Consider the following 26905-nt stretch of genomic DNA (forward strand, 5'->3'; position numbering starts at 1 on the left):
AATGAAACCTGCTATAGGCTTTTCAATGAAAAAACTGAATTACTGTAAGTTTTTAGGGTTTCTTCTGCTTTTCTGTGGATTCTTCTACGGGAATGGACTCTCCCAATCCATTACGATATCCATACCTGATGAACTCGTTGATGCCGGCGATGTGATCACCATCCCGGTTTCAGTAAATGAAATCACTGCAGATGATGCTGTTTTATCAGGTGAGTGGAGATTTACCACATCCTCAGATCTGATAAATTTTCAGAGCGTTTCAACCGAGGGTACAATCCTGGATGGGATAAACAGTACATTTAATAATACATCAGGGAATTTTGCATTTGCCTCCACGGAATCTGTAACGGGTTCCGGTACGATCCTTAATCTAACGGTTCAGGTTCGTGAAAATGCTGTGAAATTTGAGGAAGCCGTGATTAACATTACGGATGGAAGATTCAATGAGGGTGAACCTCAATTGAATTCGGAATCGGGTGTAGTGTCTGTTCGTGGAATCGAATTGACTCCAAAAAAACCATCGGGAGCGTTAATTGAAGGACAAACTTTTCAATTTTCAGTAGAGGGAAATATAACAGAACCGGTTACCTGGAGTTCATCAGATACCGGTATAGCTACGGTTTCTACAGATGGACTTGTTGAAGGAATTACCCCCGGTACAGTTAAAATATTTGTTGAGGATGCTGCGGGACTGGCCGATTCGACTGACTTTTTTCGAGTGGAACCCATATCTCTTCAAGAACTTACTTTAGGGGTGTCGGACCAAACAGTAACGCAAACTTTAACGGATACTGTACAGGTATTGGTCTCCGATTTAACGGGATTAAACATCACATCCGGTCAGTTTGATCTCAGCTTTACATCTTCCAAACTCGAAATTCTATCGATTTCAACCGAAGGAACAATTCTTGAAGGCAGGCAGGCTCCAACTGTATTTGAAGATGGAAGCCAAATGAGTATAGCGTTTGCAGATGCTGAACCCTATGAAGGCGAGGGGGCTTTGTTTAATATAATTTTCAGGGTGAACAGAGACGCAACCGGAACGGCTTCATTTATTCCTCAAAATGTGCTTTTCAATGAAGCTTACGAAGCAGAAACTTACGACGGAACAGTTACAATTGAAGACGCTCCTGAAATAGTTATCAATCAGCCTGAAAACGAGCTGACAATAGGGGAGGGACAAACTTACACTGTGGTATCCGGCGGTACAGCTCCCTATACCTGGCAGTCTGATGATGAGTCTATAGCTGTAATCAATGAAAATACAGGTGAACTTGAAGCACTTTCGAGAGGAACGGTTAATATAACTGCAACCGACAGTGAAGGTTTTGAATCAGAACCTGTGCTGCTAAAGGTTAATGACGTAACTATTTCACTTCCTGATACGAATGTCAGTGACAATAATATTTTTAGTTTGCCGGTTCAAACCACTGACTTGACCGGGCTTGGCGTTGTAGCCTACGAGATTGATCTTGATTTTGATGATAGTTTACTGAACTTCGAGTCTGTTGAATCAGCGGGCTCTATTTCTGAGGGTTTAAATATTACAAGTTCAGTAGAAGAAGGTGTTCTGAAAATTGCTGCTGCAGGGACATCAGAATTAAGCGGTGCAGGTGACCTTTTATACGTCAATTTCAGTATCCCGAATACTGTAGAAATTGGAAGTTCAGGAATTGTGAATCCGTTGAGGGTACAATTCAATGAGCCCGGTGAAAATACACCTACTGCAACGAGGCGATCAGGAATAATCACATATGAATCGTCGGGTGACCCTGACCCTGTCGTAGACGCTGATCTCTCGTCCGTAACGGCAACATCACCACATCTTGCCGATGGAGAAGATCCATCCTTTGTGACGGTCACCCTGATTGATACGGACGGAAACCCGATCGAAGGCTTTGACCTTACTAACCTGGCTGTTCAGGTGACCGGCAGTGCAGAAGCCACTGCACCGGATGGGCTGAGCAATCCCGGCGAATATGGATTTACAGTCACGAACGCTACCGCGGAAACGGTCACGGTAACCGTCACTGCTGATGGTGTAGAGCTGACCGATCAGCCGGAGATTGTTTTTGAACCTGTCGAAGAGCCTGTTGACGCGGATTTATCTTCTGTCAGCGCTACGTCGCCGCACGTGGCGGATGGAGAGGATCAGTCAACAGTCGTTGTTCAGCTGGCCGATTCGCAGGGAGATCCGATAACCCGATTTACTCCCGGAGATCTATTGATTCAGGTGAGCGGCAGTGCCGAATATACGGGAGCGGATAATACCGGCAATCCCGGAGAATATGCCTTCGCCGTGACGAACACCGTCGCAGAGACGGTTACTGTCTCAATCACCGTGGATGATGTGCTGCTGACCGATCAACCTGAAATTGTTTTTCAAGAACCAGAAGAGCCTGTTGACGCGGATCTATCTTCTGTCAGTGCTACCTCGCCACACGTGGCGGATGGAGAGGATCAGTCAACAGTTGTTGTTCAGCTGGCCGATTCGCAGGGAGATCCGATAACCCGATTTACTCCCGGAGATCTATTGATTCAGGTGAGCGGCAGTGCCGAATATACGGGGGCAGATAATACCGGCAATCCCGGAGAGTATGCCTTTGCCGTGACGAACACCGTAGCCGAGACGGTTACTGTCTCAATCACCGTGGATGATGTGCTGCTGACCGATCAACCTGAAATTGTGTTTGAACCTGTTGATGAGCCAGGCCCTGTCGTAGACGCTGATCTCTCATCCGTAACGGCAACATCACCGCATCTTGCCGATGGAGAAGATCCATCCTTCGTGACGGTCACGCTCATTGATACGGATGGAAATCCGATCGAAGGCTTTGACCTTACTAACCTGGCTGTTCAGGTGACCGGCAGTGCAGAAGCCACTGCACCGGATGGGCTGAGCAATCCCGGTGAATATGGATTTGCCGTCAGGAACAGTACTGCGGAAACAGTTACGGTAACCGTCACTGCTGATGGCGTAGAGTTGACAGACCAGCCGGAGATTGTGTTTGAAGAACCGCTTGAGCCTGTTGATGCGGAATTATCTTCTGTCAGCGCCACGACGCCACATTTGGCGGATGGAGAGGATCAGTCAACAGTTGTTGTTCAGCTGGCCGATTCGCAGGGAGATCCGATAACCCGATTTACTCCCGGAGATCTATTGATTCAGGTGAGCGGCAGTGCCGAGAATACCGGAGCGGATAATACCGGCAATCCCGGAGAGTATGCCTTCGCCGTGACGAACACCGTCGCCGAGACGGTTACTGTCTCAATCACCGTGGATGATGTGCTGCTGACCGATCAACCTGAAATTGTGTTTGAACCTGTTGATGAGCCCGGCCCGGTCGTAGACGCTGATCTCTCGTCCGTGAGTGCAACATCACCGCATCTTGCCGATGGAGAAGATCCATCCTTTGTGACGGTCACGCTCATTGATACGGATGGAAATCCGATCGAAGGTTTTGACCTTGCTGATCTGGCTGTCCAGGTAACCGGAAATGCAGTGCCGACAGCACCGGATGGGCTGAGCAATCCCGGTGAATATGGATTTACAGTCACGAACAGTACTGCGGAAACGGTCACGGTAACCGTCACTGCCGATGGTGTGGAATTGACCGATCAGCCGGAGATTGTATTTGAACCTGTCGAAGAGCCTGTTGACGCGGAAATATCTTCTGTAAGCGCCACGACACCGCATCTTGCTGATGGCGAAGATCAGTCAACAGTTGTTGTTCAGCTGGCCGATTCGCAGGGAGATCCAATAACCCGATTTACTCCCGGAGATCTATTGATTCAGGTGAGCGGCAGTGCCGAATATACGGGGGCGGATAATACCGGCAATCCGGGAGAGTATGCCTTTGCCGTGACGAACACCGTAGCCGAGACGGTAACTGTCTCAATCACCGTGGATGATGTACTGCTGACCGATCAACCCGAAATTGTCTTTGAACCTGTTGAAATTGGGATCCCCTCAGTTCCGGTCCTGACATCGGTCACAGCTGTAGAAGGAAATGCTGTTATAAACTGGTCTGTAGCTTCAACTGATTTTATAGACGGGTTCTTCCTTTACAGAGGAGATTCAGTTGAGAATCTTGCGGTCATAGATGAACTGAATTCCGGAATCAGATCTTACTCAGATCAGAATCCACTGGAAGGTACAGCAGTTTACGCTATAGCAGCCGTAAACAGTAACGGAGAACAGAGTGCTCTATCAAATACGCTTTTATTCGTGAACAGTGAAGTAGTTGCTTCAACCGAATGGCAGCTTGTGAGTATTCCACTTTTGGAGGAAACATCAGAGATGGAATTGGCTACGATTTACAGCTTTAGCGATCGATATGATCTGAATACATTTTTTGAGCCCGGAAAAGGGTATTGGGTGAAAACTAAAACATTTGATGAGGAGAGGCTGCCTGCTTCCGGTCCCGGTTTGGATAGTTTGAGTATTCAGCTGAATGCCGGCTGGAATTTGATTGGCAGTTTGAGCATACCGGCCCCGGTTTCAGCGATATCTGATCCTGACGAAATCTTAACCGAGACCCCGGTTTACTTATACAGAGATTCGAACTATCAGGTAACGAACGAGATCGTTCCAAACTTTGGTCACTGGATTTATGCTCGTGAAAGTGGAAGCGTTACTATAACTGTGAAAAACACTCCTCCTGTAGCGGGTATGGAATTGGCTGATTCCAAAATGCAATCTTATGATTCAAGCACAATTGACAGTGAGATGGCAAAAATTGAGTTTCGTCACGGAGACTATAGTGCGGAGATATTCGCCAGTCAATCCTACTTATCTGAAAATGAGCAGTTAAGGTTCTTGTTGCCGCCCGTCTCTCCTGATCCAAAATTGGATGTACGAGTGAATAATCGAAGCAGTTTGATTAACAGTGAGCCTTCCCAACTACAGATTACTACCAAACAGTATCCAATAGAGATTAAGCTGGAAGGACCGGATGAAAACTCAGATTATGCGTACAGGCTTCATGCAGAAAAAGAGGGTAAAAGCAGAACCATAGATTTAATTCCCGGAAACACTGAAATCCTGGATCAGGAATACGAGAGTATCGAAATTGAGATGATACATGCAGATGAGGCGGTGACCGAAAATGAGCTGATGCCAAACTATCCAAATCCATTTAATCCCACTACAACGATACAGTATCAACTGCGGGAACAGACACATGTGATGATTGAAGTGTATGATGTGATTGGACGAAGAATTCAGCTCCTTGCCAATGAAACTCAGCTTTCCGGACAGCACAGGGTAAATTTTGATGGCACTAACCTATCTTCAGGTCTTTACTTTATTCGATTCCAGGCCGGTGATGTTGTAGATATTCGTAAAATGACTCTTATTAAGTAGAAGAAAATGAAACAGATTATTTTCATAGTAACCTCATTATTTCTTTTGATTGCCGGCTGTGGCGATGTGGCTGCTCCCTCTGATCGGGTAAATATATCCATTATTGTAGCTCCCTCTACGGCCGGAAACGTACTCACAAGCGGCGGCGACGAAGTGGGTGCAACGGCCGAATTTTTGGCTGTCGCTAACGAAGGTTGGCAATTTTCCGGATGGACTGGTGATGTGGAGTCTACTGAAAATCCACTCAATGTTGAATTACAAAGCGATATAGCACTCACAGCCAATTTTGAAGTGCTCAGTAATAACTACCGCTTCGACATGCAGTTGACCGACGGCACGACTGCAGAACTGGCTTTTGGACAGAAACCGGGAGCAACGGATTCCTTTGATTCAGGAATTGACCTGGAATCCCCACCGGCTCCGCCCGAAGACGTACTACATGCATGGATAGAAGGTGATGAGAGAGATCTGCGTCACGATTTCAGAAACTCACTAAATAGCGAAATTGTCTGGGACCTGATCGTGAAGCCGGGAGAGACAGGAGTTGTAGAAATGAACTGGAGCCGTGATGATGGATTTTTCGAGGGTTCCATGGTTTTAACTGATGAAGAGGAGAGTTTTAAAATAGATATGCTGGAAACCAATCAGACCACTCTGGAAATTAATTCCACCCGGAACCTTCAGGTCCGGTTTGGGAACTAATGGCAAGCTATTTCAAGTAAACAGGCCTTCCGGTAAAACAAATCACTGGAGAGAATGGATATATAAATAGGTATCTTTTAAAAAAGAATTTATGTGGAGCTTTCCACATCATAATGGATACATATTTATGCTTAAATCTCTACCGGAATTACGACATGCAGCCGAGGAATTCGCAAAACTTGGCGGTGACTCTACGCTCAAATACTTCAAGAAATCATTTCAGCTCGAGTTTAAAGAAGACGACTCGCCCGTAACCAATGCGGATCAGACTGCTGAAAAGCTGATTCGTGAACAGATAAATAAACAGTTCCCCGATCATGGGATTATTGGGGAAGAATTTGGTGAAGAGAATACAGACAGTGAAGTGGTGTGGGTGTTGGATCCGATAGACGGAACTCAGTCATTTATTCACGGTGTTCCTTTCTACACAACCTTGATTGGTATCCTGATTCAGGATAAGCCTGAAATCGGCGTTATTTACGCTCCGGCACTCGAAGAGATAGTATCCGCTGCTGTTGGTCACGGCTGCACCTTAAACGGCAAAAATGCCGGTGTAAGGGAGTGTGCCGACCTTTCCAAAGCTACTTTTCTAACCACGGAAGTCACTACGTTCAAAGAGCATGGGTTTTCTGATCCACTTTCGGAACTTTTAAAGCGAACCAGACTTCACAGAACCTGGGGGGACGCCTATGGACACATGATGGTTGCGACCGGAAGAGCAGATATCATGATCGATCCGATTTTAAATATCTGGGATGCTGCTGCGTTGTTACCCATAGTTACGGAAGCCGGAGGTTCGTATACCGATGTTCATGGAAAGCCGTCTATTAAAACCGGTAACGCTATTTCAACAAATTCATCACTGCTACCTGAAATTCTATCACTTTTTGATACAAAAGATGATTAAAAAAATTACGCTATCACTTCTATTTTTTATCTCCATTTTTGCACTTACACAGAATCTTTCCGCTCAAAGCTGGGATTATGAAACATATCCTCTGTTACCGTTCGAGATTAGTCATCTGGACGCTGAACTGAATATTAGCGATACGGGATCCATAGAAGGAGATCTTCTCTATATGATTCAGCTTAAAGCTGAGGGCATTGACTCTCTGGTTTTTGATGCTCGTGATATTGAAATTTTAGGCACAGTGATTAATGATGAGAGTAAAGAGTTCTACATCGAAGATAATCAATTGGTTATTTTAACGGATGGTGATTATGGAAGGGGGGATGAAATCTCACTTAGAGTTCAGTACAGAACCACTCCCGAATTCGGATACTTTCAAACTGCAAAAGGAACATTTTTCACATCCTTTCTACCGTTAACTACTTCTCACTGGCTTCCTGTACCGGATCATCCCAGGGTTGAGTTTACTTCTGAGTTCATTTTCACTCATCCGGCCGGAAAAACAGTTGTATCAAACGGCAGAAAGGCATCAATGGAAATCGAAAGTGTTTCAGAAGAGACGACCACTTTTACATCAAATAAAACGCTGTCTCCGGTTGATATTGGTTTTGCTATGGGAGATCTGAAATTAATCTCATCAACTCAGAACGACTTTGATTTTCAGTCGGAATACAGCTCTATGTTTGAACGACGAACTGACCATCAAATCAATATCTATTCTGAAAATTCTGATCTGCAGGCAGACCAACTGCTTCAATCTGCAGTAGATACTTACGGTAAACTGTATGAAAACCTGAATATCGGTTATCCGTTCAGGGATCTCTCTATTGTTGTACTAGATGATCATTTCTGGGAGACAAAATCCTATGGTGCAGGGATCATTTATCTTTATTTGAACAGGGGAGATTTAGAAGCTCAGTTGCAGCGTGCAATGATTGGCGTTTGGCTTGGGGCTCATTTTAGGGCTGAACAGTGGAGCGACCCCGATGCCATTGCTGCGTTTCAGGGATGGACGCAAAATGATCTTTTTGAACTGGATTATGTGTACGAAAAAACGGACGAACCGTATCACGTATTTGACGGAAGTTTAAGTTCAAAATGGCACTATAACTTTGCTGAGGGAACTCATGAAAAATTCAGCAGTCATTTCGAAAGGGTTTATAACTCTTTGTTATCTGAATCGTCACGAGTTTTAAGCTGGGCTGATCTTGCAAAGGAGATTTACAAAGATTCAGGAATTCCTTATTTCGATAAACCGGAATTAGCTGAGATAACAAAAGAGGAGACTTCAGATCAAGTATACCGGGCCGAGATGAGCTGGGATGAAGACCGGCTGAATATTACTATATCATTTGATGCTACTGCAGATCCTGTTAATGAACTGGTAACCGTCCGGGTAAAAGAGTACTCGCTTCTTGATGAGAAAGAGAATGAAATTACATTTACAGGCGAATCTGACACTACTGTTTTAAATGTATCTACAAATACAGAGAACATTGAGTTGTCAATTTTGGGAAGGGATGATATCCGGCTTGAAGTTCAAAAACCTTTTGAATTTTGGATGTATCAGTTGAGAAACGCTGATAATCCCGAACTTCGAAAAGAAGCTGCTGAAGGGTTGGCCGGCTTTTCGGATAACCCTGATATTCAGCTGGCGCTACAGGACCGAATGCGGAATGAAGAAAATTCCGGGGTCTACGCAGAACTTCTAAGAACATTTTCGGCCGTTACAGAAGGTGCAACGGGAACGGATCAAACACTATTCAATCACCTGTCGTCAAACTATAGTTCTGAAGTTCGGTTGGCTGCAGTAGAGGGTCTGGCTAATTTTAGAGGGAGTGACAGTGTGATCGGCCGATTACGGTCTATTGCAAATCAAACGGATAACAGTGAGATCAGGACAGCAGCCGTTCGCTCACTTAATGAAGTGACGGATAGGGATCGTTTTAAAATTCTTGCCGAGGATTTAATCACACAGGAAAGTCTGCTTCACGATGTTCCGTTTATTTTGAATTTACTGTCAGACAAGGGAGAAAAAGAAGCCGCGGTACAGTATGCCGGCACCTTTTTAGCTGATGGGTTTCCTTACTCTGTTCGTTCAAAAGTTCTGGATTTAATTATGGAGACGGATCAATCCCGCGAAGGTTGGGAAAATCGTTTACCGGCTCTGTTAGAGGATCGGGATCCAAGAATAAGAGTACAATCACTGAATGCGATGGATCGCGTTAGCAGTTCATTTAGAAGCGAATGGCTAGAAAGAAGAATGACAGAAGAGTACGATGAGCGTGTGAGAAGAGCTTTGAAACAATTCTGAACTTTTTTTGAAAAAAGTCAGACCGCAGAAAGCGGCCTGACTAAAGTTTTTACTTAAGACTGTTTAATCCACTTTGCAAGATCTTTGAAACTGGCTGTTTTCCCATAGCTTAAAATTCCTACCTGGTAGATCTTAGAACTCAACCACATGGTTCCCACAAATGAGAGTATCATCAATAGTATTGCGGTTGAAGTTTGCCAAAAAGGTACTTCTGTAATGGCAATACGGGTGATCATCAAAATAGGAGAGAAGAATGGAATCAACGATCCAACCACTGATAGTGTGCTATCCGGACTCTGCATTGCATGAAACATGATAATGTAAGCGATAAAAATCGGTGCTGATATGGGAAGCATCAACTGCTGTGTATCCGTTTCCGAATCTGCGGCAGAACCAATAGCCGCAAAGAGTGAACTGTAAAGCAGGTAGCCCAGGAAAAAGAAAATGACAAAATAGACAATAAGAGAAGTTTCCAGAGTAGGTATATCCAAAATTGCCGGAAGCTGTTGTTCAGCTTCTGCCAGCTCACCGGGCATTTGCGAAGCTGCCGCGTCAGATCCCAATACCGAAGCTGCCAGTGGCCCGGCAATGGCTGAGAGGCCTGTAAAAGCTAAAATCCAGACACCGAACTGTGTGATTGCAATTGCTCCAACACCGGCCATTTTACCGGTCAGAAGTTCAATGGGTCTGACTGAAGAGGCGATTACCTCGATAATTCTGTTGGTTTTCTCCTCTATTACTCCGCGCATAATATATCCGCCATAGCCAAATATCGCTCCAAAGATGATCAGACCCATAAACATCCCAACAACGGAGAGAAATTCGGTATCATCGTCTGTCTCTTCGCCTTCATTATTTAATCTTCGGGAGTCAATTGTAACACTGCTTTCAAATATATTTCGAATATCCTGACTGACCTCTTTTCGCCTAAGCCTTTCCTGACGGATAGATTCTCTGAAATCTGAACGCACGGCTGTTAAGAGCTGCAGACCACCGCTACCGCTGTAAATCAGCTCGAGGTTTTGGTTCTCACTGATGTGAGATTCGTTAACAATCACATAACCGGTTATTTCTTCCCGTTGAACCATAGCACGTAATGTGTCTTCGGGGACGTCGGAATAATCGGCATAGCGGCTTTCGTCTATCTCCTGAAGATTTGCAACAACTTCCCCGGTTTCGTCATAAACGCCAATGGTAAATTCAATCTCGCTATCCCAGGCGGCGATAAAAATACCGACGCCAATTAATACGGCAAATCCGAGAGGGACCAGGATCGTAGCCCAGATAAATCCCTTGCTTTTAACTCGTGTAAGATATTCCCGTTTGAGTACTAAATAGGTTTGCCTCCAGTTCATTGTAACTCGGCCTCCTGCTGCATTTTGATATTATCTTCGCCCACTGTAGATATGAAAATTTCGTTCAACGAAGGTTCAACCAGTTGGAATTTGTGAATTTCTGAATTCTGCATCGCTTTTTTTAGAATTTCCTGCGGGTTTAAACCATTTAAAATCCGGATTTCGGCAAAATTGGTTGAGCGGTTATTGATTCGCACGTCATCGAGTTCATCCAGGAAACTGCTGTCTCCCTGAAACTCCAGAAGAACAGTGTTCTTTCCGTAATCCTTTTTGATTTGTCTCAGATTCCCGGTCAGTACAACTTTCCCGTTATTGAACAGGCAAATATCATCACACATCTGTTCAACCTGTTCCATTCTATGGGTAGAGAATAGGATAGTATTTCCCTTCTCTTTCAGTTCAATAATAATCTCTTTAAGGAGTTCACTGTTAATCGGATCGAGCCCGCTAAAGGGTTCATCAAAAATGTAAATTTCAGGGTTGTGAACAATCGTTGAGATGAACTGAATTTTCTGGCTCATCCCTTTTGAGAGTTCACCAACTACTTTTGAGTGCCAGTCGTATGCATTAAATCTTTTCAGCCAATAGGTGATTTTTTCTCTTGCATCCGCTTTATTCATTCCTTTTAGCTGAGCAAGATACATCAGCTGCTCACCGACTTTCATCTTTTTATACAAGCCCCGTTCTTCGGGCATGTAGCCAATCATTTTTTGAGTTTTCGGACTCACCGGCAGGTCGTTAATGAAGATTTTCCCATTATCCTGCAAGGTGATGTAGTTAATCATTCGAATGGTTGTGGTTTTTCCGGCACCGTTAGGTCCCAGTAAACCAAAAATACGTCCCTTTTCTGCTTCAAATGATACATTGTCAACAGCCTTTGTTTCACCAAAGCTTTTGCTGACGTTCTGAACGGATATAGTGACACTCATTTAAATAGGATATTTAAAAGATTGATTTTAGATGATGATAGCACATAGATTACTTTTAACAAACTAAAGAATGCAAAAATAAGTGATTCGTAATAAATTTCATCTTTTATTAATGCAGATTTATTAATCTGATGTTGGATTGCAGGTTTTGAATTATTTTCTTAATTCAATGATCGAAGAACGCTACGAGCTTTTTTATTAATAGTTTCAAAAACGAAGTATGAATATTGTACACATTTCGGCTGAGTGTTATCCCTATGCCAAAGCCGGGGGACTTGGAGATGTAGTCGGGGCTTTACCAAAATATCTGAACCAGAGTGGCCATAACTGCATGGTTATCCTGCCTTACTACCATAACACTAAACTGACAGAGGCTAAAAAGACTCAGGTTTATGAAGGGCAAGCACCTTTTTATAATGACTGGTTCTACTTCAGAGTTTTCAAAATCGAAGAGAACAAAGAGTTTGATCTTTACGTGATAGATATACCGGGGCGATTTGACCGGCCTGGTGTTTACATAGATCCCTGGTCGGGGCACGGATATTGGGATGAAAAAGAGCGGTTTATCAGCTTTCAGATTGCGGCTTTAGAATGGCTTATAAATTTTGATTTTGAGCCGGATATCATTCACTCACACGATCATCATACAGCGCTTGTTCCATTTATGATGAGCCAGGCATTTCGTTATGAAGCCTTTAAAAATGTCCCGTCCATAATCACCATTCATAACGGTGAATACCAGGGCAGGTATGATCAGGAAGATTATGAGTTATTACCTGCATTTAATCTGGAAAAAATTGGTTTGCTGGATTGGGATGGAACGCTCAACTCGCTGGCTGCCGGGATTAAATCAGCGTGGCAGGTGACAACGGTTTCTGAAGGATACATGGAAGAGTTGCTGGAATATTGTCACGGGTTGGAACAGCTGCTTCGCCATGAAAAGGATAAAACAGTAGGTATTGTCAATGGAATTGATGCCGATGTTTGGAATCCTGCCGATGACCCGTATATATCCGATCACTACTCAATAAAAAATTTCAAGTCAGGTAAGAAGAAGAATAAGAAAGAGCTTTGTGATGAATTTTCAATAAATCAAAAACGTCCATTGTTCTCTTTTATCGGGAGATTAGTCCGTGAGAAAGGCGCAGATCTTTTACCTGAACTGATAAAAAGCTGCCATAAAAATGGAATTGAAGCTTCATTTTTGGTATTGGGAACTGGGGATCCGGGTCTGCACCAAATTTTTGAAAGCCTGCAGAGTGAATATGTTGGTTACTTTGATACGCGCCTTGAGTACAACGAAAAATTAGCTCATCAGATTTACGCCGGAAGTGACTTTCTGCTAATGCCTTCCCGGGTTGAGCCTTGCGGTTTAAATCAACTTTATGCCATGCGATATGGTACTATTCCGGTGGTTAGAAAAACAGGTGGCTTGGCCGACACGGTCATAGATTTTGAGGAAAAAGATGGCTACGGAGTTGTATTTGATGAGTTTGATTTGGATCAGGCAATCGAAGCCGTTGAAAGAGGAGTGGAACTATTCAATAAAAAAGAGTTATTTAATAAGAAAGTAAAGCATGTGATGTCGCTCGACTATTCATGGAAAAGTTCTACCGGCAATTACATCAAACTATATCGTTCATTGCTTAATAAATAAGGGTCAACTATGAAAGAGAATACAATCGCTATTATCCTCGGGGGAGGAAGAGGCACAAGATTAAACCCTCTAACTTATCACAGAAGTAAACCTGCCGTGCCAATTGCGGGTAAGTATCGTTTGGTGGATATTCCGATTTCAAACTGCTTGAACTCCGGAATTAGAAAGATTTATGTACTTACCCAGTTCAATTCAGCTTCCTTGAACGCGCATATCAAAAATACATATAACTTCGATGTGTTCTCACATGGGTTTGTAGATATTCTGGCGGCTGAACAGACACCCGATAGCAGCAATTGGTTTCAGGGAACAGCGGATGCCGTGCGTCAATCCATTCATCACATGGCAAACCATGAATATGATTATGTGTTGGTTCTGTCAGGTGATCAACTCTATCAAATGGATTATGATAAGCTGATTAAAGATCATAAAGAACAAAAGGCTAATCTTACGGTAGCCACAATTCCTGTTGATGCGAATGATGCTCCCGGTTTTGGAATAATGAAAACCAATAAAGAGGGAGTCATCGACTCGTTTGTTGAAAAACCCGCTCCCGAAGAGTTATCGAAATGGTCTTCTAAAACTTCACCTGAACAGGAAGCGCAAGGAAAAATATACCTGGCATCCATGGGTATCTATGTGTTTAACAAAGCAGATCTGATCCGGCTATTTGAAGAGAATCCCGATGCGACTGATTTTGGGAAGGAGATTATTCCAAAGGCAATTGATGAGGGTGCTAAAGTAAACAGCTATCCTTTTGTGGGTTATTGGACCGATATTGGTACAATTGCCTCATTTTTTGAAGCAAACCTTGCTCTCACCGAAACACTGCCAAAATTCAACCTTTATGATAACGAGCGTCTGATTTACACACGGGCTCGACTTCTGCCAACATCAAAACTTACCGGAACCTCATTGGAGCGGGTCATTGTTGCAGAGGGATGTATAATTGAAGCTAGCCGACTGGAGCGCTCGGTGATTGGTATTCGATCCAGAATCGGTAAAGGAACTACAATTGAGTCTTCTATTATAATGGGAAATGATAATTTCCCGACTCCGGACGATTTAGACAAACAAAGCGGTGAGATGCCTCTGATGGGAATCGGGCAGAGATGCTACATCAGTCATGCCATCATCGACAAAAATGTGCGAATTGGAAATGATGTTCGAATTGTAGGCGGACCACAGCTCGAAGATGGTGAATTTGAACATCATCATGTCGTAGATGGAATAGTAATTATTCCAAAGGGTACGGTTATACCGGACGGACACACGATTTAGCCGAAATTTAATTTTGAGAACTGTTCCTGATTTCGGGAGAAGTGCGTAATTTTATATTTTTTCTGACATCTTTTTTGGTCAGGCCAATATAAAATTTTGCATAACTATGTATACGGATGAGCAGTGGATTCAGTGGTTTGATAAACTTGCAGAGGATGACTTCGTTGTTGTAGACGACTTCTTGTCGGACGAGCAATTCAGCCTGATTATGAAATTTTTCAAACAGGCAGAGGAGAATGATCATCTTAAAAAAGCAGGAATCGGAACATCCGGTGAGTTTCAAATTGAATCGTCTGTGCGAGGCGATTTTATCTACTGGCTTGATGAGAGCCGGGATACCCAGTTAGCTGCTTTTTTTGAAATTGTAAATGACTTGATTTCAAAACTGAAAAGATTCTGTTTTCTGAGTTTATCGGGATCTGAGTTTCATATTGCAAAATACCCTGAAGGATCTCACTATGATCGACATCTCGATCAATTCAATGAACGGTCAAATCGTCAAATTACCGTTCTGATCTATCTGAATGAAAATTGGAAGAAGGGAGACGGCGGAGAGCTGGTAATTTATAAAGAAGATCAGGAAATAGTTGTTGAGCCAATTGCTAAGAGACTGCTGCTATTCAAGAGTGATTTGATAGAACATGAGGTGTTAAGAACAGATGTGCCGCGCTACAGCTTAACCGGTTGGCTGTTGCATCAACCGGCTTCTGTGGGTTATCTGATATAAAGTAACTTGATTACTTAAGGAGAGATTATCGACAATCAGGAATCATCGGTTTTTTGCAACTTACCTTTGTTGTCATCTTCAAAATCTGTCAATTCCGTATTGTTCTGTAGGGTGGGAGCTTCTTCAATATCTGAAGTCTGCTGAATAACCTCAGTTTCGAGCTGACTATCTTCTTGCAGGTTTTTGTCGATTACTTCACAACCGACAACAAGCAAGATGGATAAAAACAGTAAGGAGATACTGATTAGTATCGTTTTCATTTTGGTTACTGAAATTTAGACGGTTTATAAATATTTAGGCCCTTATTTGATAACTGATGTACTGGAATATTGTTCCCAAAAAATGAGCCTCAGAATAGGAAAATCTGAGGCTCGAAAGAAGAATTTAATTATGGGTTAAAACCTGAGTTCGATTAATAATGCGTTGATTTTGTTGCTTGAAAATCCCCTCTTTTCCAAGGAGGGGACTTAGGGGTGGTTGAAAAGGGCCACAGCTCAGTTTTTGGTTTTTTGCTTAAACAAAAGTTTCGTAACCGCACCAGGAGGCTGTCCAAAAAGGTACTTAGTTTGAAAAGCGCTTAAATAATTTAGTTTTTTCCTTCAGACTCACCCTATATCCCTCTCTAACTAATAGAGAGGGATTTAAAGTCTAAATTATTTAAGCTTGTTTCTGTGTTGATTCACTTTTTGGATAGCGTCAGCGTCTTTTATCATAATCTTAAAATCGAACTCGGGTTTAAAGAAATTCTATTCATAACCGTTATCATCTGAAATATTTTGGACAGTTGTGATTTCAAATAGTAAAGGATTTGGAAATCAAAAAGAACAAAGCATAAAAAAAGCCACTCTGAAGAATCAGAGTGGCTATATAAATCTTAAAAATGAAAAAGATTTAGAGAATCTCTTTCAGTGTAACACCAATTTCGGCCGGACTTTCAGCAACGGTAACTCCGGCATCTTTCAATGCTTTCTTTTTGTCGTCGGCACCGCCTTTTCCACCGGAGATAATTGCACCGGCGTGACCCATTCGTCGTCCGGGAGGTGCTGTGCTTCCGGCGATAAATGCCACAACGGGTTTGTCAACATTATCTTTGATGTAAGCAGCAGCATCTTCCTCAGCAGATCCGCCAATTTCACCGATCAGTACAATAGCATCGGTATCCGGATCATCCTGGAAAAGCTTCACGGCATCGGTGTGGTTGGTTCCAATCACAGGATCACCGCCAATTCCGATAGCCGTACTCTGTCCCAGCCCAACTTTTGTGAGCTGATCTACGGCTTCGTACGTCAAGGTTCCCGATCTGGAGATCAGACCAACGTTACCGGGTTTGAAAATCATTGCAGGCATAATTCCAACCTTAGCCTCGCCGGGAGTAATCACACCGGGGCAGTTTGGGCCTACAAGAGTTGCACCGTGATTGTCACAAACTGTTTTTGCTTTAACCATATCCTGAACTGGAATTCCCTCAGTAATACAGATAATGACTTTAATCCCGGCTTGAGCCGACTCGATAATGGCGTCTGCCGCAAACGGTGGGGGAACAAATATGACAGAAGTGTTTGCTTCTTCTTCGTTAACGGAATCAACTACAGTATTAAAAACAGGTCGGTCTAAATGCTTTTGGCCACCTTTTCCGGGAGTGACGCCACCAACTACATTTGTACCGTATTCAATCATTTGCTCGGCATGAAATGTCCCTTCACTGCCTGTAAAACCCTGCACAATAAGCCGGGTATCTTTACCAACTAATACACTCATGAATCAGGTTAGTTTGTTTTAAAATTTTGATTTTAAATCTATCTGTGAATATACCATCATTGATCAGATTTTCCCAAGCGGGCATTTGACAAATCTTGTTAAACCGATGATCTGCTATGGCATAACCCAGATGAAAAAAATATAACTGACGGATACTCGAATTTCATTAATCAGAAGTATCTGATCAAAGAGATCAAAAAGCTAATGTTTTAGAAACTCGCATCTTTTTAGTCTGATCTATTTTGTATTTTCAACATGCATTATGATGATACCCGAAAACAAAAAAGAAGAAATTCGCGAGACGGCAGATATCGTCGAAGTAGTTGGCGATTACGTGAAGCTCAAAAAATCCGGAAGCGGGTTTATGGGGCTCTGTCCGTTTCACAATGAAAAGACTCCCTCGTTTCATGTGACCCCAAATATGGGAATCTACAAATGCTTTGGGTGCGGCGAGAGCGGTGATGTATTCAGTTTTGTGATGGCCATGGAAGGGGTTGGTTTCCCTGAAGCACTTCGGTCTCTGGCTGACCGCTACGGTATTGATATTCCGGATGAACATGTTGAGGGTGATGACGAGCGTACTAAAAAGAGAGAGGGCGTATATCACGCATTAAAATATGCCGGCCTATTCTTCTACAGGCACCTGTTTGAATCGGAGGATGCGGAGAAAGCGAGGGCTTATCTCAAAAAGCGGGGATACGACAAATCGGTCATCAAAAAGTTTGGTCTGGGTTACGCACCCAACAATTCAGTTCTGCTTAAAGAAGCGGTTAAAGATGGAATACCTGAAGAGTATCTTGCCGAAGCCGACCTGGTAAAGCCGAGTAACCGAGGCGATGGATTTTATGACACGTTCCGCGATCGCCTGATGTTTCCGATCTTCAATCCATCCGGTAAAGTGATCGCTTTTGCAGGTCGAATTCTCGATGAGGATAAAAAAACCGCCAAGTATGTAAACTCGGCTCAAACCATTGTCTACAACAAAAGTGAAGTGGTTTATGGCGTCAACTTTTCCAAGAACGACATTCGCAAAGAGGGCGAAGTAATTCTGGTTGAAGGGTACACGGATGTGATTACCATGCATCAGCACGGCGTGAAGAATGTGGTTTCATCGAGCGGTACATCACTTACGACGGGACAGATAAAGATTTTGCAGAGGTACGGAAACCGGATTGTGATGATTTACGATGCCGACAGTGCCGGACAAAAAGCGATGGAGCGTGGAATGGATATCGCCCTTGAACAGGGCATGGAGGTCTTTTTGATGCAGCTTCCCGACGGTGAAGACCCAGACTCTTTTGTGAAGCAGTTTGGCGGTGACTCTTTTATGGAGTTCAAGAAAAAGAACGCGGAGGATTTTGTTACGTTCTCAATCCACAAAGCGGAAAAGGAGGGAAGAATGGAGAGCCCGGGAGATCGGACTGCCGCGATAAAATCCGTACTGGAAAGTATTGCGTTAATTCCTGAGGAGCTGGACCGTCAGGTTTATGTTCAACATCTGCATCAGCAAACTCAAAAATATCGGAAGGGGAGCGACCGTGAGCTATTCCAGCTGCTGGATAAAATCGTTGCTGAACAGCAGAAGCGAAACCGGTATAAAGAGAGAAATCAATCGGCCCCGTCAGCCCCTGTACCGCATCCGGTGGGAGATGAGCATCCGATTCAGCAAAATGAAAATGAACCGGACCGGCAGACTGCCTCAAAGAAGAAACCGCATTACGAAAAAGAGATTATTCGTCTGATGCTGCAGTACGGCGAGAGAATGATCAAATTTATTGGACATAATATTGCGGACGATCACTTTGAGGATGATGAACTTCGTGACTTTTACGAAGATATTATCAAACGCCATTTGGAGGACGAAGAGGTTACGGTTCAGCACTATACAAACCGGGAAAAGCCATTTCCGACTTTGGTTGGGGATATTGTTTTAGAGCGATATTCGGTTAGTGAAAAGTACAATCAGAAAACCGGGAATGATGTCAAAAAAGACCGGAATCCTTTTAAAACGGCTAAGTACTCGATGAAACCGCTCAGGCTCTACTATCTGGAGAGAAAGCGAAGAGAGATTACCGAGCGTATGAAAAACAGTCAGGGTGATGAAAAGTCGAAGCTGATGAAAACAATGACCAAGGTTCAGAAAGAGATCACAAGAATACAAAAAATATCTGCAGATGAACTTTTCGAAGACCCCGATTTCCTGAAAAACGACAGCTCAGCCTCTATCTCAGGACGTTTTGAGTATAAGATGAAAGGAGAAGAGTAGATTTGATTGATAAATTGATGTTGAATAACTAAATATTTAAAAATCCGAAATTCTAAATCCGAAATCCGAAAACTTGCTAATTAAATATGGGGAGCGATAATAAATATGACCTGGAGGAGAGAACATATAAGTTCGCTAAAGATATCCGGTCGTTTATTAAGCATGTACCAAAGACATTAACTAATGTAGATGACTGTAAACAACTTGGAAGAGCCAGTGGCTCAGTTGGAGCAAACTACATAGAAGCAAATGAGGCTGTGAGCAGAAAGGATTTTATCTACAGAATAAAAATTTGCCGTAAAGAGATAAAAGAGTCCAGGTTATTTCTAAAACTTATTGACACAGGGCTGGAAAAAGATGTGCCAAAACAAAATTTGATAAATGAAGCCATTGAGCTTGAAAAAATATTTGGCGCTATCATAAGAAATTCATCCGATTGATCTCATTTAATCGGATTTGGGATTTCGGAAATTCGAATTTTAACTGCTATACCTAAAGATATTATGAATGACAATCTTAATGTTGCTTTAAGCGCTGCCCGAAAAGGCGTTGAGACGATCAAAAGCTATCAGTCGAAAGCGTTGAATACGCGAGAGAAGGGACATCACGATTTGGTTACTGACGCCGATCTGGATACGGAGAAAAATATTTTGGCTTTTATTAAAGAGCACTGTCCGGACGATGAAATTTTGGCCGAGGAGACGGAAGCTCACGAAAAGCTGAGTGATGTGCGCACCTGGATTATTGACCCTATTGACGGCACCACCAATTTTGCACACGACTTTCCGGTCTACTGTGTTTCTGTTGCCTTGTGGGAAAATAAACAGCCAAAAGTGGGTGTGGTGATTGAAGTAAACCGTAACGAGGAGTTTACGGCGGTTGCCGGTGAGGGTGCTTGGTTGAACGGTGAGAGGATTTATGTGTCCAGAACCTCAAATCCCAGGGATGCCTTTATCGGTACCGGATTTCCTTACAATGACCTCTCTCTTGTTGAATCCTACCTGAATCTTTTCAGACATCTGATGGAAGAACTGCAGGGTATTCGTCGACCCGGGGCTGCTACCTTTGATCTTTGTTGTACAGCCTGCGGAAGATTCGACGGTTTTTTTGAATATTCTCTCCACGCATGGGATGTTGCCGCGGCCGCGCTTATTGTAAAAGAAGCAGGCGGTGTAATCAGTGACTGGAATGGCGGAGACGGCTGGCTTTTTGGTCAGCGAATCATTGCAGGGAATCCGAAGATTCATCAGCTGCTTCTGGATCGGATTGAAGAGTTTATCCCAAAAGAGCAGAGAGAAGTAGTTGTTTGAGGTTTTTCTAAAAATGTGAGTTCAAAATAAAAACTTTGAATTTGGATAAGAAAAGTCCCCTCCTTTTCCAAGGAGGGGATTTAGGGGAGGTTGAAACAAAGCCGGGTCCCAATTTTCTAACTTTAAATCCTTGGCAATGAAAGAAAACCACCCCTGACACTTTTCCAAAATTTTATGTCGAACTGAGGTTAAAAAGAACCGTCTGACGGTGTAATACCTACTAACAGTTGACTTCGATACGTCTGATGATATCTCTCAAATTCGATACCCATGTTTCAGGTCGCTGTAGCTGAGCCTTAATCAGACGCTTCAGACCGCTGTCAGACGCTGACGATTAATTACTTCTCCGCATTTCGCTGGTCAACTTTTTCGCGGTATTTTTGGTAGAGCTGGCGATGCATGTCCATCATGTCACTTTCCCTTCCTTCCACGTAAACCTGTTCAATCTGTGTGCTGTACTCAATCGGGTTTCCGGTTGTAATCAGAAGTGTTGCATCTTTTCCAACCTCAAGGGTTCCGATTCGATCGTCCAGGCCAAGAATGGTTGCAGGATAGGTTGTGAGTGCTCTGAGCGCAGTGTCTGCATCCAAGCCGAAAGCGGCGGCTGCACCGGCTTCATAAGGGAGCCGATGTGCGTAAGGTGCACTGGATCCGCCGGCAATGGCAAACTGTACTCCTGCTTCATGAAGTTTGGAAGGCAGACTGTATCGTGCATCATAGCTTTCCCAGTCTCTGTTTGAAGAGGTGAGTACACTGGTTATGATAACCGGAATCTGTTTTGCACGAAGATGCTCGGTTACAAGATGCGAATCGGCTCCGCCTAAAATAATCAGCCGTACGCCTTCCTCTTCAGACCAGGTAATTGCATCCTGGATCTGTCGAACTTCCGACGCATTGACGACAACAGGTACATCACCGTTCAGTACGGGAATCATCGCTTCCCAGCGCGTATCGAGGTCATGCCGCTGCGCATCTCCTGCATTCATCGCTTCACGCGCAGTTCGGTAAGCTTTTGCATCCGCAAATGTGTCCCTTACCCTGCGAAGATTATCTTCATAGTCGTCGCTGCCGGGGTTGGGCCAGTTTACAATCAGGCCGGTGCTCGATTTCAGTATCATTTCATCCCAGGCCCAGCCGTCCATTTTCATGGCTGATGACTGACCGGAGATCAATCCGCCGCCGGGAGATGTTACAGATGTTAAAACACCCGCAGAGCGAGCAATACCGATATGTCGGCTTTCCGGATGGAAGGCTCTTTCCGGCAGAATATTTGGGTTAATCGATCCCTGCTCGTTAACATCCACGGTCATGTCAACGGCTCCGATTTCATAAATTCCCATCTGATTGTGGGAGTCGATGAGTCCCGGGTAGATATGTTTTCCGGTAACATCTTCTGTGCGTGCACCGGACGGAACATTAACATTGGTTCCAACAGCCGTGATTTTGCCATCCTCAAAAAGAATGGTTCCATTTTCAATCACATCACCGGCCAGAGTATGGATGGTGCCGCCTACGAGTGCGATGGGTTCACTCTGTTTTGGAGCCGGTATTTGCGCTTCCAAAGCGGGAGCAAACATCAAGCACACTGCAAACAGAGAAAGTGACAAGATTAGGTTTTTCATGGTAAAAAAGGTTTTGGTGTTCAAACGATTGTATTGATTGGATTGAGGAGTTGGGTTGAAATATTTCATTACTTCTCCTCCATAATCAATTGGATCAGCTGTGCGCGCTCTTCCTCAACCGTTCGCCGTAGCTCCCGGTCTTCCTCGAGGTCGAAATATTTCCGGCCGTCTACCCAGGTCTGTTCTGCCTTGGTTAGGGTTGAGAGCGGATCTCCGTTCCAGATCACAAAATCGGCATCTTTACCGTTTTCGAGCGATCCAACACGATGGTCTACACCAAGAAGCTTGGCAGTACTTATAGTAACCAACGCCAGAGCATCTTCAGGTTCCATTCCGGCACGTACCATCTTAGCCGCTTCCCAGTTCATGCGCGAGGAAATCTGGCTGTTGTCGGAGTGAAGGGAGGTGAGTACACCCGCTTCTGTGAGCAGTTTGGCGTTGTAGAGAATTCCGTCCTGGGCCTCAATTTTAAATGATGACCAATCGGACCACACAACGGCTCCGGCTCCGTGTTCTGCAAGTTCAGGAGCTACCTTGTACGCTTCAACACCGTGATGGAATGCTTTGATTTTGAAATCAAAACGCTCAGCCAGACGCATCAGCATCAGAATTTCATCCTGTCGGTAACTGTGAGATTGAACCAGAATATCACCATTAAGAATATCCCGTAACGCGTCCATCCTCAGATCTTTTCGAGGCGGAATTCCCTCTCCGGTTTCATTCCACTCATTCCAGCGGGCTTCATAATCGCGAGCCATTCTGAAACGATCTTCAATCATCTGCTCGGTACCCATCCGTGTTTCCGGGTAGCGGTCTGAACCAACGCGTTTGGGATTTTCACCCAGCGCAAATTTTACGGTTCGGGGAGCATCCTCAATTTTGAGATCATCAGATAGAGATCCCCATCGCATTTTGATGTGTACATTCTGTCCGCCAATTGGATTCGCAGAGCCGTGCATTACGTGAGCGGTAGTTAAACCACCTGCAAGCTGACGATACATCCAGATGTTGTTGATGTCCAGTACATCACCCATACGAACTTCTGCGGTGATCACATTTCCAATTTCGTTTACACCATTCACACCGGAGTGAATGTGCGCGTCGATCAATCCCGGAGTGACGTGTTTTCCTTCCGCATCAATGACCACAGCGTTTCGGGGAGCGCGAAGGTTTTGGCCTATTTCTGAAACCTCTCCGCTGCTGACCAGCATATCTGCATTTTCGAGAATACCTTCAGGACCCATTGTCCAGATTGTGGCATTTCGGACAAGAACATTTCCGGGCTGTTCTGGAATAGATTCACGGCCATACTCCATGGCAGGACGCAATTCGGAGAGCTGAAGGTCGCGATTCAGTGTTTCGGTTGAATCTTCTGATTCACTTTCAAATGCAGACCCGGTTCGAGTTGCACTAAACTGAACACGGTCTCTGCCGGTTACCTCTGCCCAGCCTCTGAGATTATTACCGTCTATTGAAGCCGTTAATCGCACCGGACCTTCGAGGCCAAGATCGTTGCCGGAAAAATCAGCTCTGAATCGTCTGGCCTGATCCTGCATGGAGACAGACATCAGATCAATTTCATTGCCGTTAATGGCAAAAGTTCCGTTCATTTTTCCCGGAGATGCTCCTTCAACATTCAGGGTTCCGTCAATAGAACCGTCGGTTGAAACGATTTCCCATTCACCGCGCGGATCATGCATGTTTTCGTGGTTGATGCGGTAGTGAGAACCATCAACCCAGAGGTCGATGATTTTAGACCCATTTTCGAAAAGGTCGCCATCAGCTATTATAAAGTTTGCAGCTTTACCAGCTTCGAGTGTTCCGTGTGTGGAGCTGATCCCCAAAAGGTTGGCAGGGTTGGATGTTAATGCAGCAAGTGCAGTCTCTTTGTCCAGACCCAGCTGTACAGCTTTTCTAAGATTCTTCAGGAAATCCTCCGGTTTTTCGAGTCCTGCCGCAGTGAGTGAAAACTCCAGCCCTGCAGCAGCCACTTTCGCCGGATTTTCCGGAGCAAGATACCAGTGGCGCAGATCAGCAAGATCTTCACTGAGCGCATCCTCCGGAGTTTTTACATCAGGTGCTTCTGGGTATGCCAGTGGTAAAATCAGGGGAGGGTTATGCTCACTTAAAACATCCAGAACCTTGTATTCGTGGCCGTTGCCCAGAATCCAGGGATTGACAGAGTTAAATTCATTTTTGAACCGAAGGGCCCGTAAAATTTCTTCATCACTGGTTGTGTGAAAAATCATTGGCTGATTCCCTTGAACGGCATCATACAACGCGCCAAGCGGTGCATTCGATTCCGGTCTTTCCAATGACGGGTTGTTTCGATAAGTTTCATGTGCTCTTTCGTACCAGTCTGCATCATAGAGAGTCTGACGTATCAGAGCTATTACTCCAATCTGGGATGTAGGGTAGGTGAAACCAAAATCCCAGGTGCGGGATAAGGTTACTCCCTGTGCAATATCTTTCTTTACCACTCGATCGGAAACTTCACCGTCTTTCAGACTCATTATGGCCGCTTCACCTTTAAAAATACCGAGTGGCGGCATCGATAGAGCCGTCGTAAAACCCTGACTTCTCAAAGCTTCACTTCCGTCATCTTCCGTATCAAATTCCTGTTCTGCTTTTAGATGAGCTCTTAAATTCGGATTCCAGGAGTTGTTGCCCCGATCGAGTTCAACACGCGGTTCATTCATTCCAACATCGCTGTAGGAATCTATAAATCCGGGGTAAAGTGTTTTCCCTTCCATGTCCCAGATGCGGGCATCGGCGGGTGGGGAAACGCGTCTTCCAACGGCTTCAATCACGCCGTTACGGATCACCAGCGTGGCGTTGCTGATGGATTGACCGGGTGCGGTTATAATGGTTGCATTTGTGAATGCATGAACGTTAGGCGTGTTGTCTTTCATGCCGTCAGTAGGGGCGGTTTGAGCAACCAGCAGTGCCGGAAGGGCAATGGTGATCATCAAAAGAGACAGACACTTAACAAATGTTTTAAAAATATTGTCAATGAGATGGTACAAATGATTCATAGAATCTGAATATGGTTCAGGTTTTAGTTGAAGAGAGTTGAGATCAATAAAAGTGCTAAGGAGTACACGAACTGATTGAGCAGGGTTTTTTAAGCCATCTGGAAAATGCCAATCTTAGACAATTTATTAAACCATGCTGCTATTCAAAATAAAATATCGAAAGAGGAGGGTAGCTGACGAAAAAAGATGTAAATAGAGGAGCAAAAAAAAGGCACTTCGTTTTCACACGAAGTGCCTCGGTTTGATGGGAAATGATAGATTAATCTTTTTGAGCCGGGAATATGTCTTTATTTACGATAAAGACGAGTGGAAGAGCGTAAATCCAGTGGCGAACCATCGATCCGACGGCCATATCCACGCCCATGTCGAGCCCGGCAACTCCGGCTCCAACCAGTGGAAACATGAAGAGCCAGACCAGTGCTATCGCTTCTCCGGTTGTGTAGATAAACGGTCTGATCCATGCCGGTCCCCAGAGTGAAGGGGCGATACCGGCATAAAGTACTGCCAGTAGAACACCGTTACCGTAGTGACCGGCTACTCCGTAAGCCAGACCAAGTCCTGTTTTTTCGCCAAGGAGGGAGGGAATATCCCACCATCCCATTCCCATGATCAGTCCGAAAAGATCGAACAGAATGGTTCCCGCTATACCTGCTAAAATCGCTTTTGTCCAGTTAATTCTATGCATAATGATATTATTTAAACGGTTGCGGTTTTAAGTTCAGGAGCTTCAGGGAAATCAATAGGTATTTCCGTGATATTGTGCAGAAAGTTGGTAATTGATTTTTCGCCTACATTTATGATGACGTCGATCAGGTTTTCCTTACTGTATCCTGCATCAAAGAAATTTTGAAGGATTTCGTCTGATATATTTCCACGGTTTTGGATGATTTCCCGGGCCAGACCGGCAAGTGCATCAAACTTTTCGTTGAACGACGCTTTTCCCTGTCGCAACTCCAGTGTTTGTTCCTCGGTGAACCCATTCATTTTCCCGAGCTGGGTATGTGCTGCCAGGCAGTAGCTGCATCCGTTGATTTCGCTCACTGCCAGGTTGATGACCTCTTTCTCTTTATTGTTGAGTGAGGTTTTACCGTTGGCAAACTCCATATATCTGGCCAGCCCGTTTTTGGAGTGAGCATAGGTGGCGTATATATTTGGAATAAAGCCGAGATTGGATTCTAACTGATCAAAGATCTGTCTGTTCTGATCGGTTACTTCGTTTTTTGTTGGAACATTTAATGGTCTCATAATTATTGCTGTTTATTGGTTTGTGTTTGTTACACTGCCAACATCGCCTAATTATGCATGTCCATAAATGCTCAAAATACCTCTCTTGTTGTCAATTCTTCCCGTGTATCTGGTTTTTGGGATTGTTGATTAAGAACGAAATAGCAGAGTTGCCAACAGCCCATTCAACCCACCCCCAGCTCCTGACATTACCTATATAATCTTGGAATCATTAAAAATGATATAAAATACTTCCACAGATTAAACTGTTTCCCTTATTCCTTTTGGGCCGCCAAAAGGAATCAAAAACTCCCGGGCGGTGATTGCTTCCGGGCCTGGTTTGCCCGCGCGGTTACACAACATCGATTGCTCCCGGGGGAGCCGATATTGTGATGTCTCCCGCGCTTTGATGCAAACCATGCGAATCCTCCACCAATCAAGGCCGGAGGG

18 protein-coding genes are annotated in these 26905 nt (G+C 44.2%); 10 read left to right on the top strand and 8 right to left on the bottom strand.

Annotated elements, in window-relative coordinates:
- The first annotated feature begins 25 nt into the window (after positions 1–25).
- The 4 genes from U5K35_RS11850 to U5K35_RS11865 all read left to right on the top strand — a co-directional run bounded on the left by U5K35_RS11850 (position 26) and on the right by U5K35_RS11865 (position 9291).
- On the top strand, positions 26–5365 hold the full coding sequence (locus U5K35_RS11850; protein WP_322571673.1) for an invasin domain 3-containing protein: 5340 nt from the start codon (positions 26–28) through the stop codon (positions 5363–5365).
- A gap of 6 nt (positions 5366–5371) precedes the next feature.
- Positions 5372–6067 (top strand): InlB B-repeat-containing protein, encoded by a 696-nt coding sequence (locus tag U5K35_RS11855; RefSeq protein WP_322571674.1) that lies wholly within the window; start codon positions 5372–5374, stop codon positions 6065–6067.
- 127 nt (positions 6068–6194) lie between these two features.
- Positions 6195–6974 carry a histidinol-phosphatase gene (gene hisN / locus U5K35_RS11860; RefSeq protein WP_322571675.1) on the top strand — a complete coding sequence of 260 codons (780 nt, stop codon included), beginning with the start codon at positions 6195–6197 and terminating at the stop codon, positions 6972–6974.
- Positions 6967–9291 carry a HEAT repeat domain-containing protein gene (locus tag U5K35_RS11865; protein WP_322571676.1) on the top strand — a complete coding sequence of 775 codons (2325 nt, stop codon included), beginning with the start codon at positions 6967–6969 and terminating at the stop codon, positions 9289–9291. Before hisN ends, U5K35_RS11865 begins: the two co-directional genes overlap by 8 nt.
- Positions 9292–9344: 53 nt before the next feature.
- On the opposite strand, the gene U5K35_RS11870 is transcribed toward U5K35_RS11865, so the two are convergent.
- Both U5K35_RS11870 and U5K35_RS11875 read right to left on the bottom strand, forming a co-directional pair.
- Positions 9345–10646 (bottom strand): ABC transporter permease, encoded by a 1302-nt coding sequence (locus tag U5K35_RS11870; RefSeq protein WP_322571677.1) that lies wholly within the window; start codon positions 10644–10646, stop codon positions 9345–9347.
- Positions 10643–11575 carry an ABC transporter ATP-binding protein gene (locus tag U5K35_RS11875; protein ID WP_322571678.1) on the bottom strand — a complete coding sequence of 311 codons (933 nt, stop codon included), beginning with the start codon at positions 11573–11575 and terminating at the stop codon, positions 10643–10645. Before U5K35_RS11875 ends, U5K35_RS11870 begins: the two co-directional genes overlap by 4 nt.
- 220 nt (positions 11576–11795) lie before the next feature.
- Here U5K35_RS11875 and U5K35_RS11880 point away from each other — a divergent pair, with 220 nt between their 5' ends.
- The 3 genes from U5K35_RS11880 (at position 11796) to U5K35_RS11890 (ending at position 15240) form a co-directional block, all read left to right on the top strand.
- Positions 11796–13232 carry a glycogen/starch synthase gene (locus U5K35_RS11880; protein WP_322571679.1) on the top strand — a complete coding sequence of 479 codons (1437 nt, stop codon included), beginning with the start codon at positions 11796–11798 and terminating at the stop codon, positions 13230–13232.
- Between the two features lie 9 nt (positions 13233–13241).
- On the top strand, positions 13242–14513 hold the full coding sequence (locus U5K35_RS11885; protein ID WP_322571680.1) for a glucose-1-phosphate adenylyltransferase: 1272 nt from the start codon (positions 13242–13244) through the stop codon (positions 14511–14513).
- Positions 14514–14619: 106 nt separating this feature from the next.
- Entirely contained in the window at positions 14620–15240 is a 621-nt protein-coding gene (locus tag U5K35_RS11890) for a 2OG-Fe(II) oxygenase (RefSeq protein ID WP_322571681.1), read from the top strand.
- A gap of 35 nt (positions 15241–15275) precedes the next feature.
- On the opposite strand, the gene U5K35_RS11895 is transcribed toward U5K35_RS11890, so the two are convergent.
- The gene (locus U5K35_RS11895; RefSeq protein ID WP_322571682.1) at positions 15276–15500 is read right to left on the bottom strand and encodes a hypothetical protein; all 225 of its coding nucleotides are present in this window, start codon (positions 15498–15500) and stop codon (positions 15276–15278) included.
- A 631-nt stretch (positions 15501–16131) separates the two neighbouring features.
- Positions 16132–16998: a succinate--CoA ligase subunit alpha gene (sucD, locus tag U5K35_RS11900; protein WP_322571683.1), complete on the bottom strand. Its 867-nt coding sequence runs from the start codon at positions 16996–16998 to the stop codon at positions 16132–16134.
- Between the two features lie 262 nt (positions 16999–17260).
- Here sucD and dnaG point away from each other — a divergent pair, with 262 nt between their 5' ends.
- The 3 genes from dnaG (at position 17261) to U5K35_RS11915 (ending at position 20574) form a co-directional block, all read left to right on the top strand.
- Complete coding sequence (dnaG, locus tag U5K35_RS11905; RefSeq protein ID WP_322571684.1) at positions 17261–19264, top strand: DNA primase; 2004 nt, start codon at positions 17261–17263, stop codon at positions 19262–19264.
- An 86-nt stretch (positions 19265–19350) separates the two neighbouring features.
- On the top strand, positions 19351–19704 hold the full coding sequence (locus U5K35_RS11910) for a four helix bundle protein (protein WP_322571685.1): 354 nt from the start codon (positions 19351–19353) through the stop codon (positions 19702–19704).
- A gap of 63 nt (positions 19705–19767) precedes the next feature.
- On the top strand, positions 19768–20574 hold the full coding sequence (locus U5K35_RS11915) for an inositol monophosphatase family protein (RefSeq protein WP_322571686.1): 807 nt from the start codon (positions 19768–19770) through the stop codon (positions 20572–20574).
- 338 nt (positions 20575–20912) lie between these two features.
- On the opposite strand, the gene U5K35_RS11920 is transcribed toward U5K35_RS11915, so the two are convergent.
- From U5K35_RS11920 to U5K35_RS11935, 4 genes are all read right to left on the bottom strand, one after another.
- The gene (locus U5K35_RS11920) at positions 20913–22196 is read right to left on the bottom strand and encodes an amidohydrolase family protein (protein WP_322571687.1); all 1284 of its coding nucleotides are present in this window, start codon (positions 22194–22196) and stop codon (positions 20913–20915) included.
- Between the two features lie 68 nt (positions 22197–22264).
- Positions 22265–25231 (bottom strand): amidohydrolase family protein, encoded by a 2967-nt coding sequence (locus U5K35_RS11925; RefSeq protein ID WP_322571688.1) that lies wholly within the window; start codon positions 25229–25231, stop codon positions 22265–22267.
- 259 nt (positions 25232–25490) lie between these two features.
- Positions 25491–25916 (bottom strand): hypothetical protein, encoded by a 426-nt coding sequence (locus U5K35_RS11930; protein ID WP_322571689.1) that lies wholly within the window; start codon positions 25914–25916, stop codon positions 25491–25493.
- Between the two features lie 11 nt (positions 25917–25927).
- Positions 25928–26476: a carboxymuconolactone decarboxylase family protein gene (locus tag U5K35_RS11935; protein WP_322571690.1), complete on the bottom strand. Its 549-nt coding sequence runs from the start codon at positions 26474–26476 to the stop codon at positions 25928–25930.
- Positions 26477–26905: the final 429 nt, after the last annotated feature.

Origin of the sequence: Rhodohalobacter sp. (assembly GCF_034521535.1) — a bacterium.
Lineage (GTDB): Bacteria > Bacteroidota > Rhodothermia > Balneolales > Balneolaceae > Rhodohalobacter.

What these genes read in the sequence shown, in the direction of transcription:
- U5K35_RS11880 (WP_322571679.1), top strand. Translation starts at nt 11,796, where the DNA reads ATGAATATTGTACACATTTCGGCTGAGTGTTATCCCTATGCCAAAGCC.
- U5K35_RS11925 (WP_322571688.1), bottom strand. Translation starts at nt 25,231, where the DNA reads ATGAATCATTTGTACCATCTCATTGACAATATTTTTAAAACATTTGTT.
- U5K35_RS11890 (WP_322571681.1), top strand. Translation starts at nt 14,620, where the DNA reads ATGTATACGGATGAGCAGTGGATTCAGTGGTTTGATAAACTTGCAGAG.
- U5K35_RS11915 (WP_322571686.1), top strand. Translation starts at nt 19,768, where the DNA reads ATGAATGACAATCTTAATGTTGCTTTAAGCGCTGCCCGAAAAGGCGTT.
- sucD (WP_322571683.1), bottom strand. Translation starts at nt 16,998, where the DNA reads ATGAGTGTATTAGTTGGTAAAGATACCCGGCTTATTGTGCAGGGTTTT.
- dnaG (WP_322571684.1), top strand. Translation starts at nt 17,261, where the DNA reads ATGATGATACCCGAAAACAAAAAAGAAGAAATTCGCGAGACGGCAGAT.
- U5K35_RS11875 (WP_322571678.1), bottom strand. Translation starts at nt 11,575, where the DNA reads ATGAGTGTCACTATATCCGTTCAGAACGTCAGCAAAAGCTTTGGTGAA.
- U5K35_RS11895 (WP_322571682.1), bottom strand. Translation starts at nt 15,500, where the DNA reads ATGAAAACGATACTAATCAGTATCTCCTTACTGTTTTTATCCATCTTG.
- hisN (WP_322571675.1), top strand. Translation starts at nt 6,195, where the DNA reads ATGCTTAAATCTCTACCGGAATTACGACATGCAGCCGAGGAATTCGCA.
- U5K35_RS11865 (WP_322571676.1), top strand. Translation starts at nt 6,967, where the DNA reads ATGATTAAAAAAATTACGCTATCACTTCTATTTTTTATCTCCATTTTT.
- U5K35_RS11910 (WP_322571685.1), top strand. Translation starts at nt 19,351, where the DNA reads ATGGGGAGCGATAATAAATATGACCTGGAGGAGAGAACATATAAGTTC.
- U5K35_RS11885 (WP_322571680.1), top strand. Translation starts at nt 13,242, where the DNA reads ATGAAAGAGAATACAATCGCTATTATCCTCGGGGGAGGAAGAGGCACA.
- U5K35_RS11930 (WP_322571689.1), bottom strand. Translation starts at nt 25,916, where the DNA reads ATGCATAGAATTAACTGGACAAAAGCGATTTTAGCAGGTATAGCGGGA.
- U5K35_RS11920 (WP_322571687.1), bottom strand. Translation starts at nt 22,196, where the DNA reads ATGAAAAACCTAATCTTGTCACTTTCTCTGTTTGCAGTGTGCTTGATG.
- U5K35_RS11935 (WP_322571690.1), bottom strand. Translation starts at nt 26,476, where the DNA reads ATGAGACCATTAAATGTTCCAACAAAAAACGAAGTAACCGATCAGAAC.
- U5K35_RS11850 (WP_322571673.1), top strand. Translation starts at nt 26, where the DNA reads ATGAAAAAACTGAATTACTGTAAGTTTTTAGGGTTTCTTCTGCTTTTC.
- U5K35_RS11870 (WP_322571677.1), bottom strand. Translation starts at nt 10,646, where the DNA reads ATGAACTGGAGGCAAACCTATTTAGTACTCAAACGGGAATATCTTACA.
- U5K35_RS11855 (WP_322571674.1), top strand. Translation starts at nt 5,372, where the DNA reads ATGAAACAGATTATTTTCATAGTAACCTCATTATTTCTTTTGATTGCC.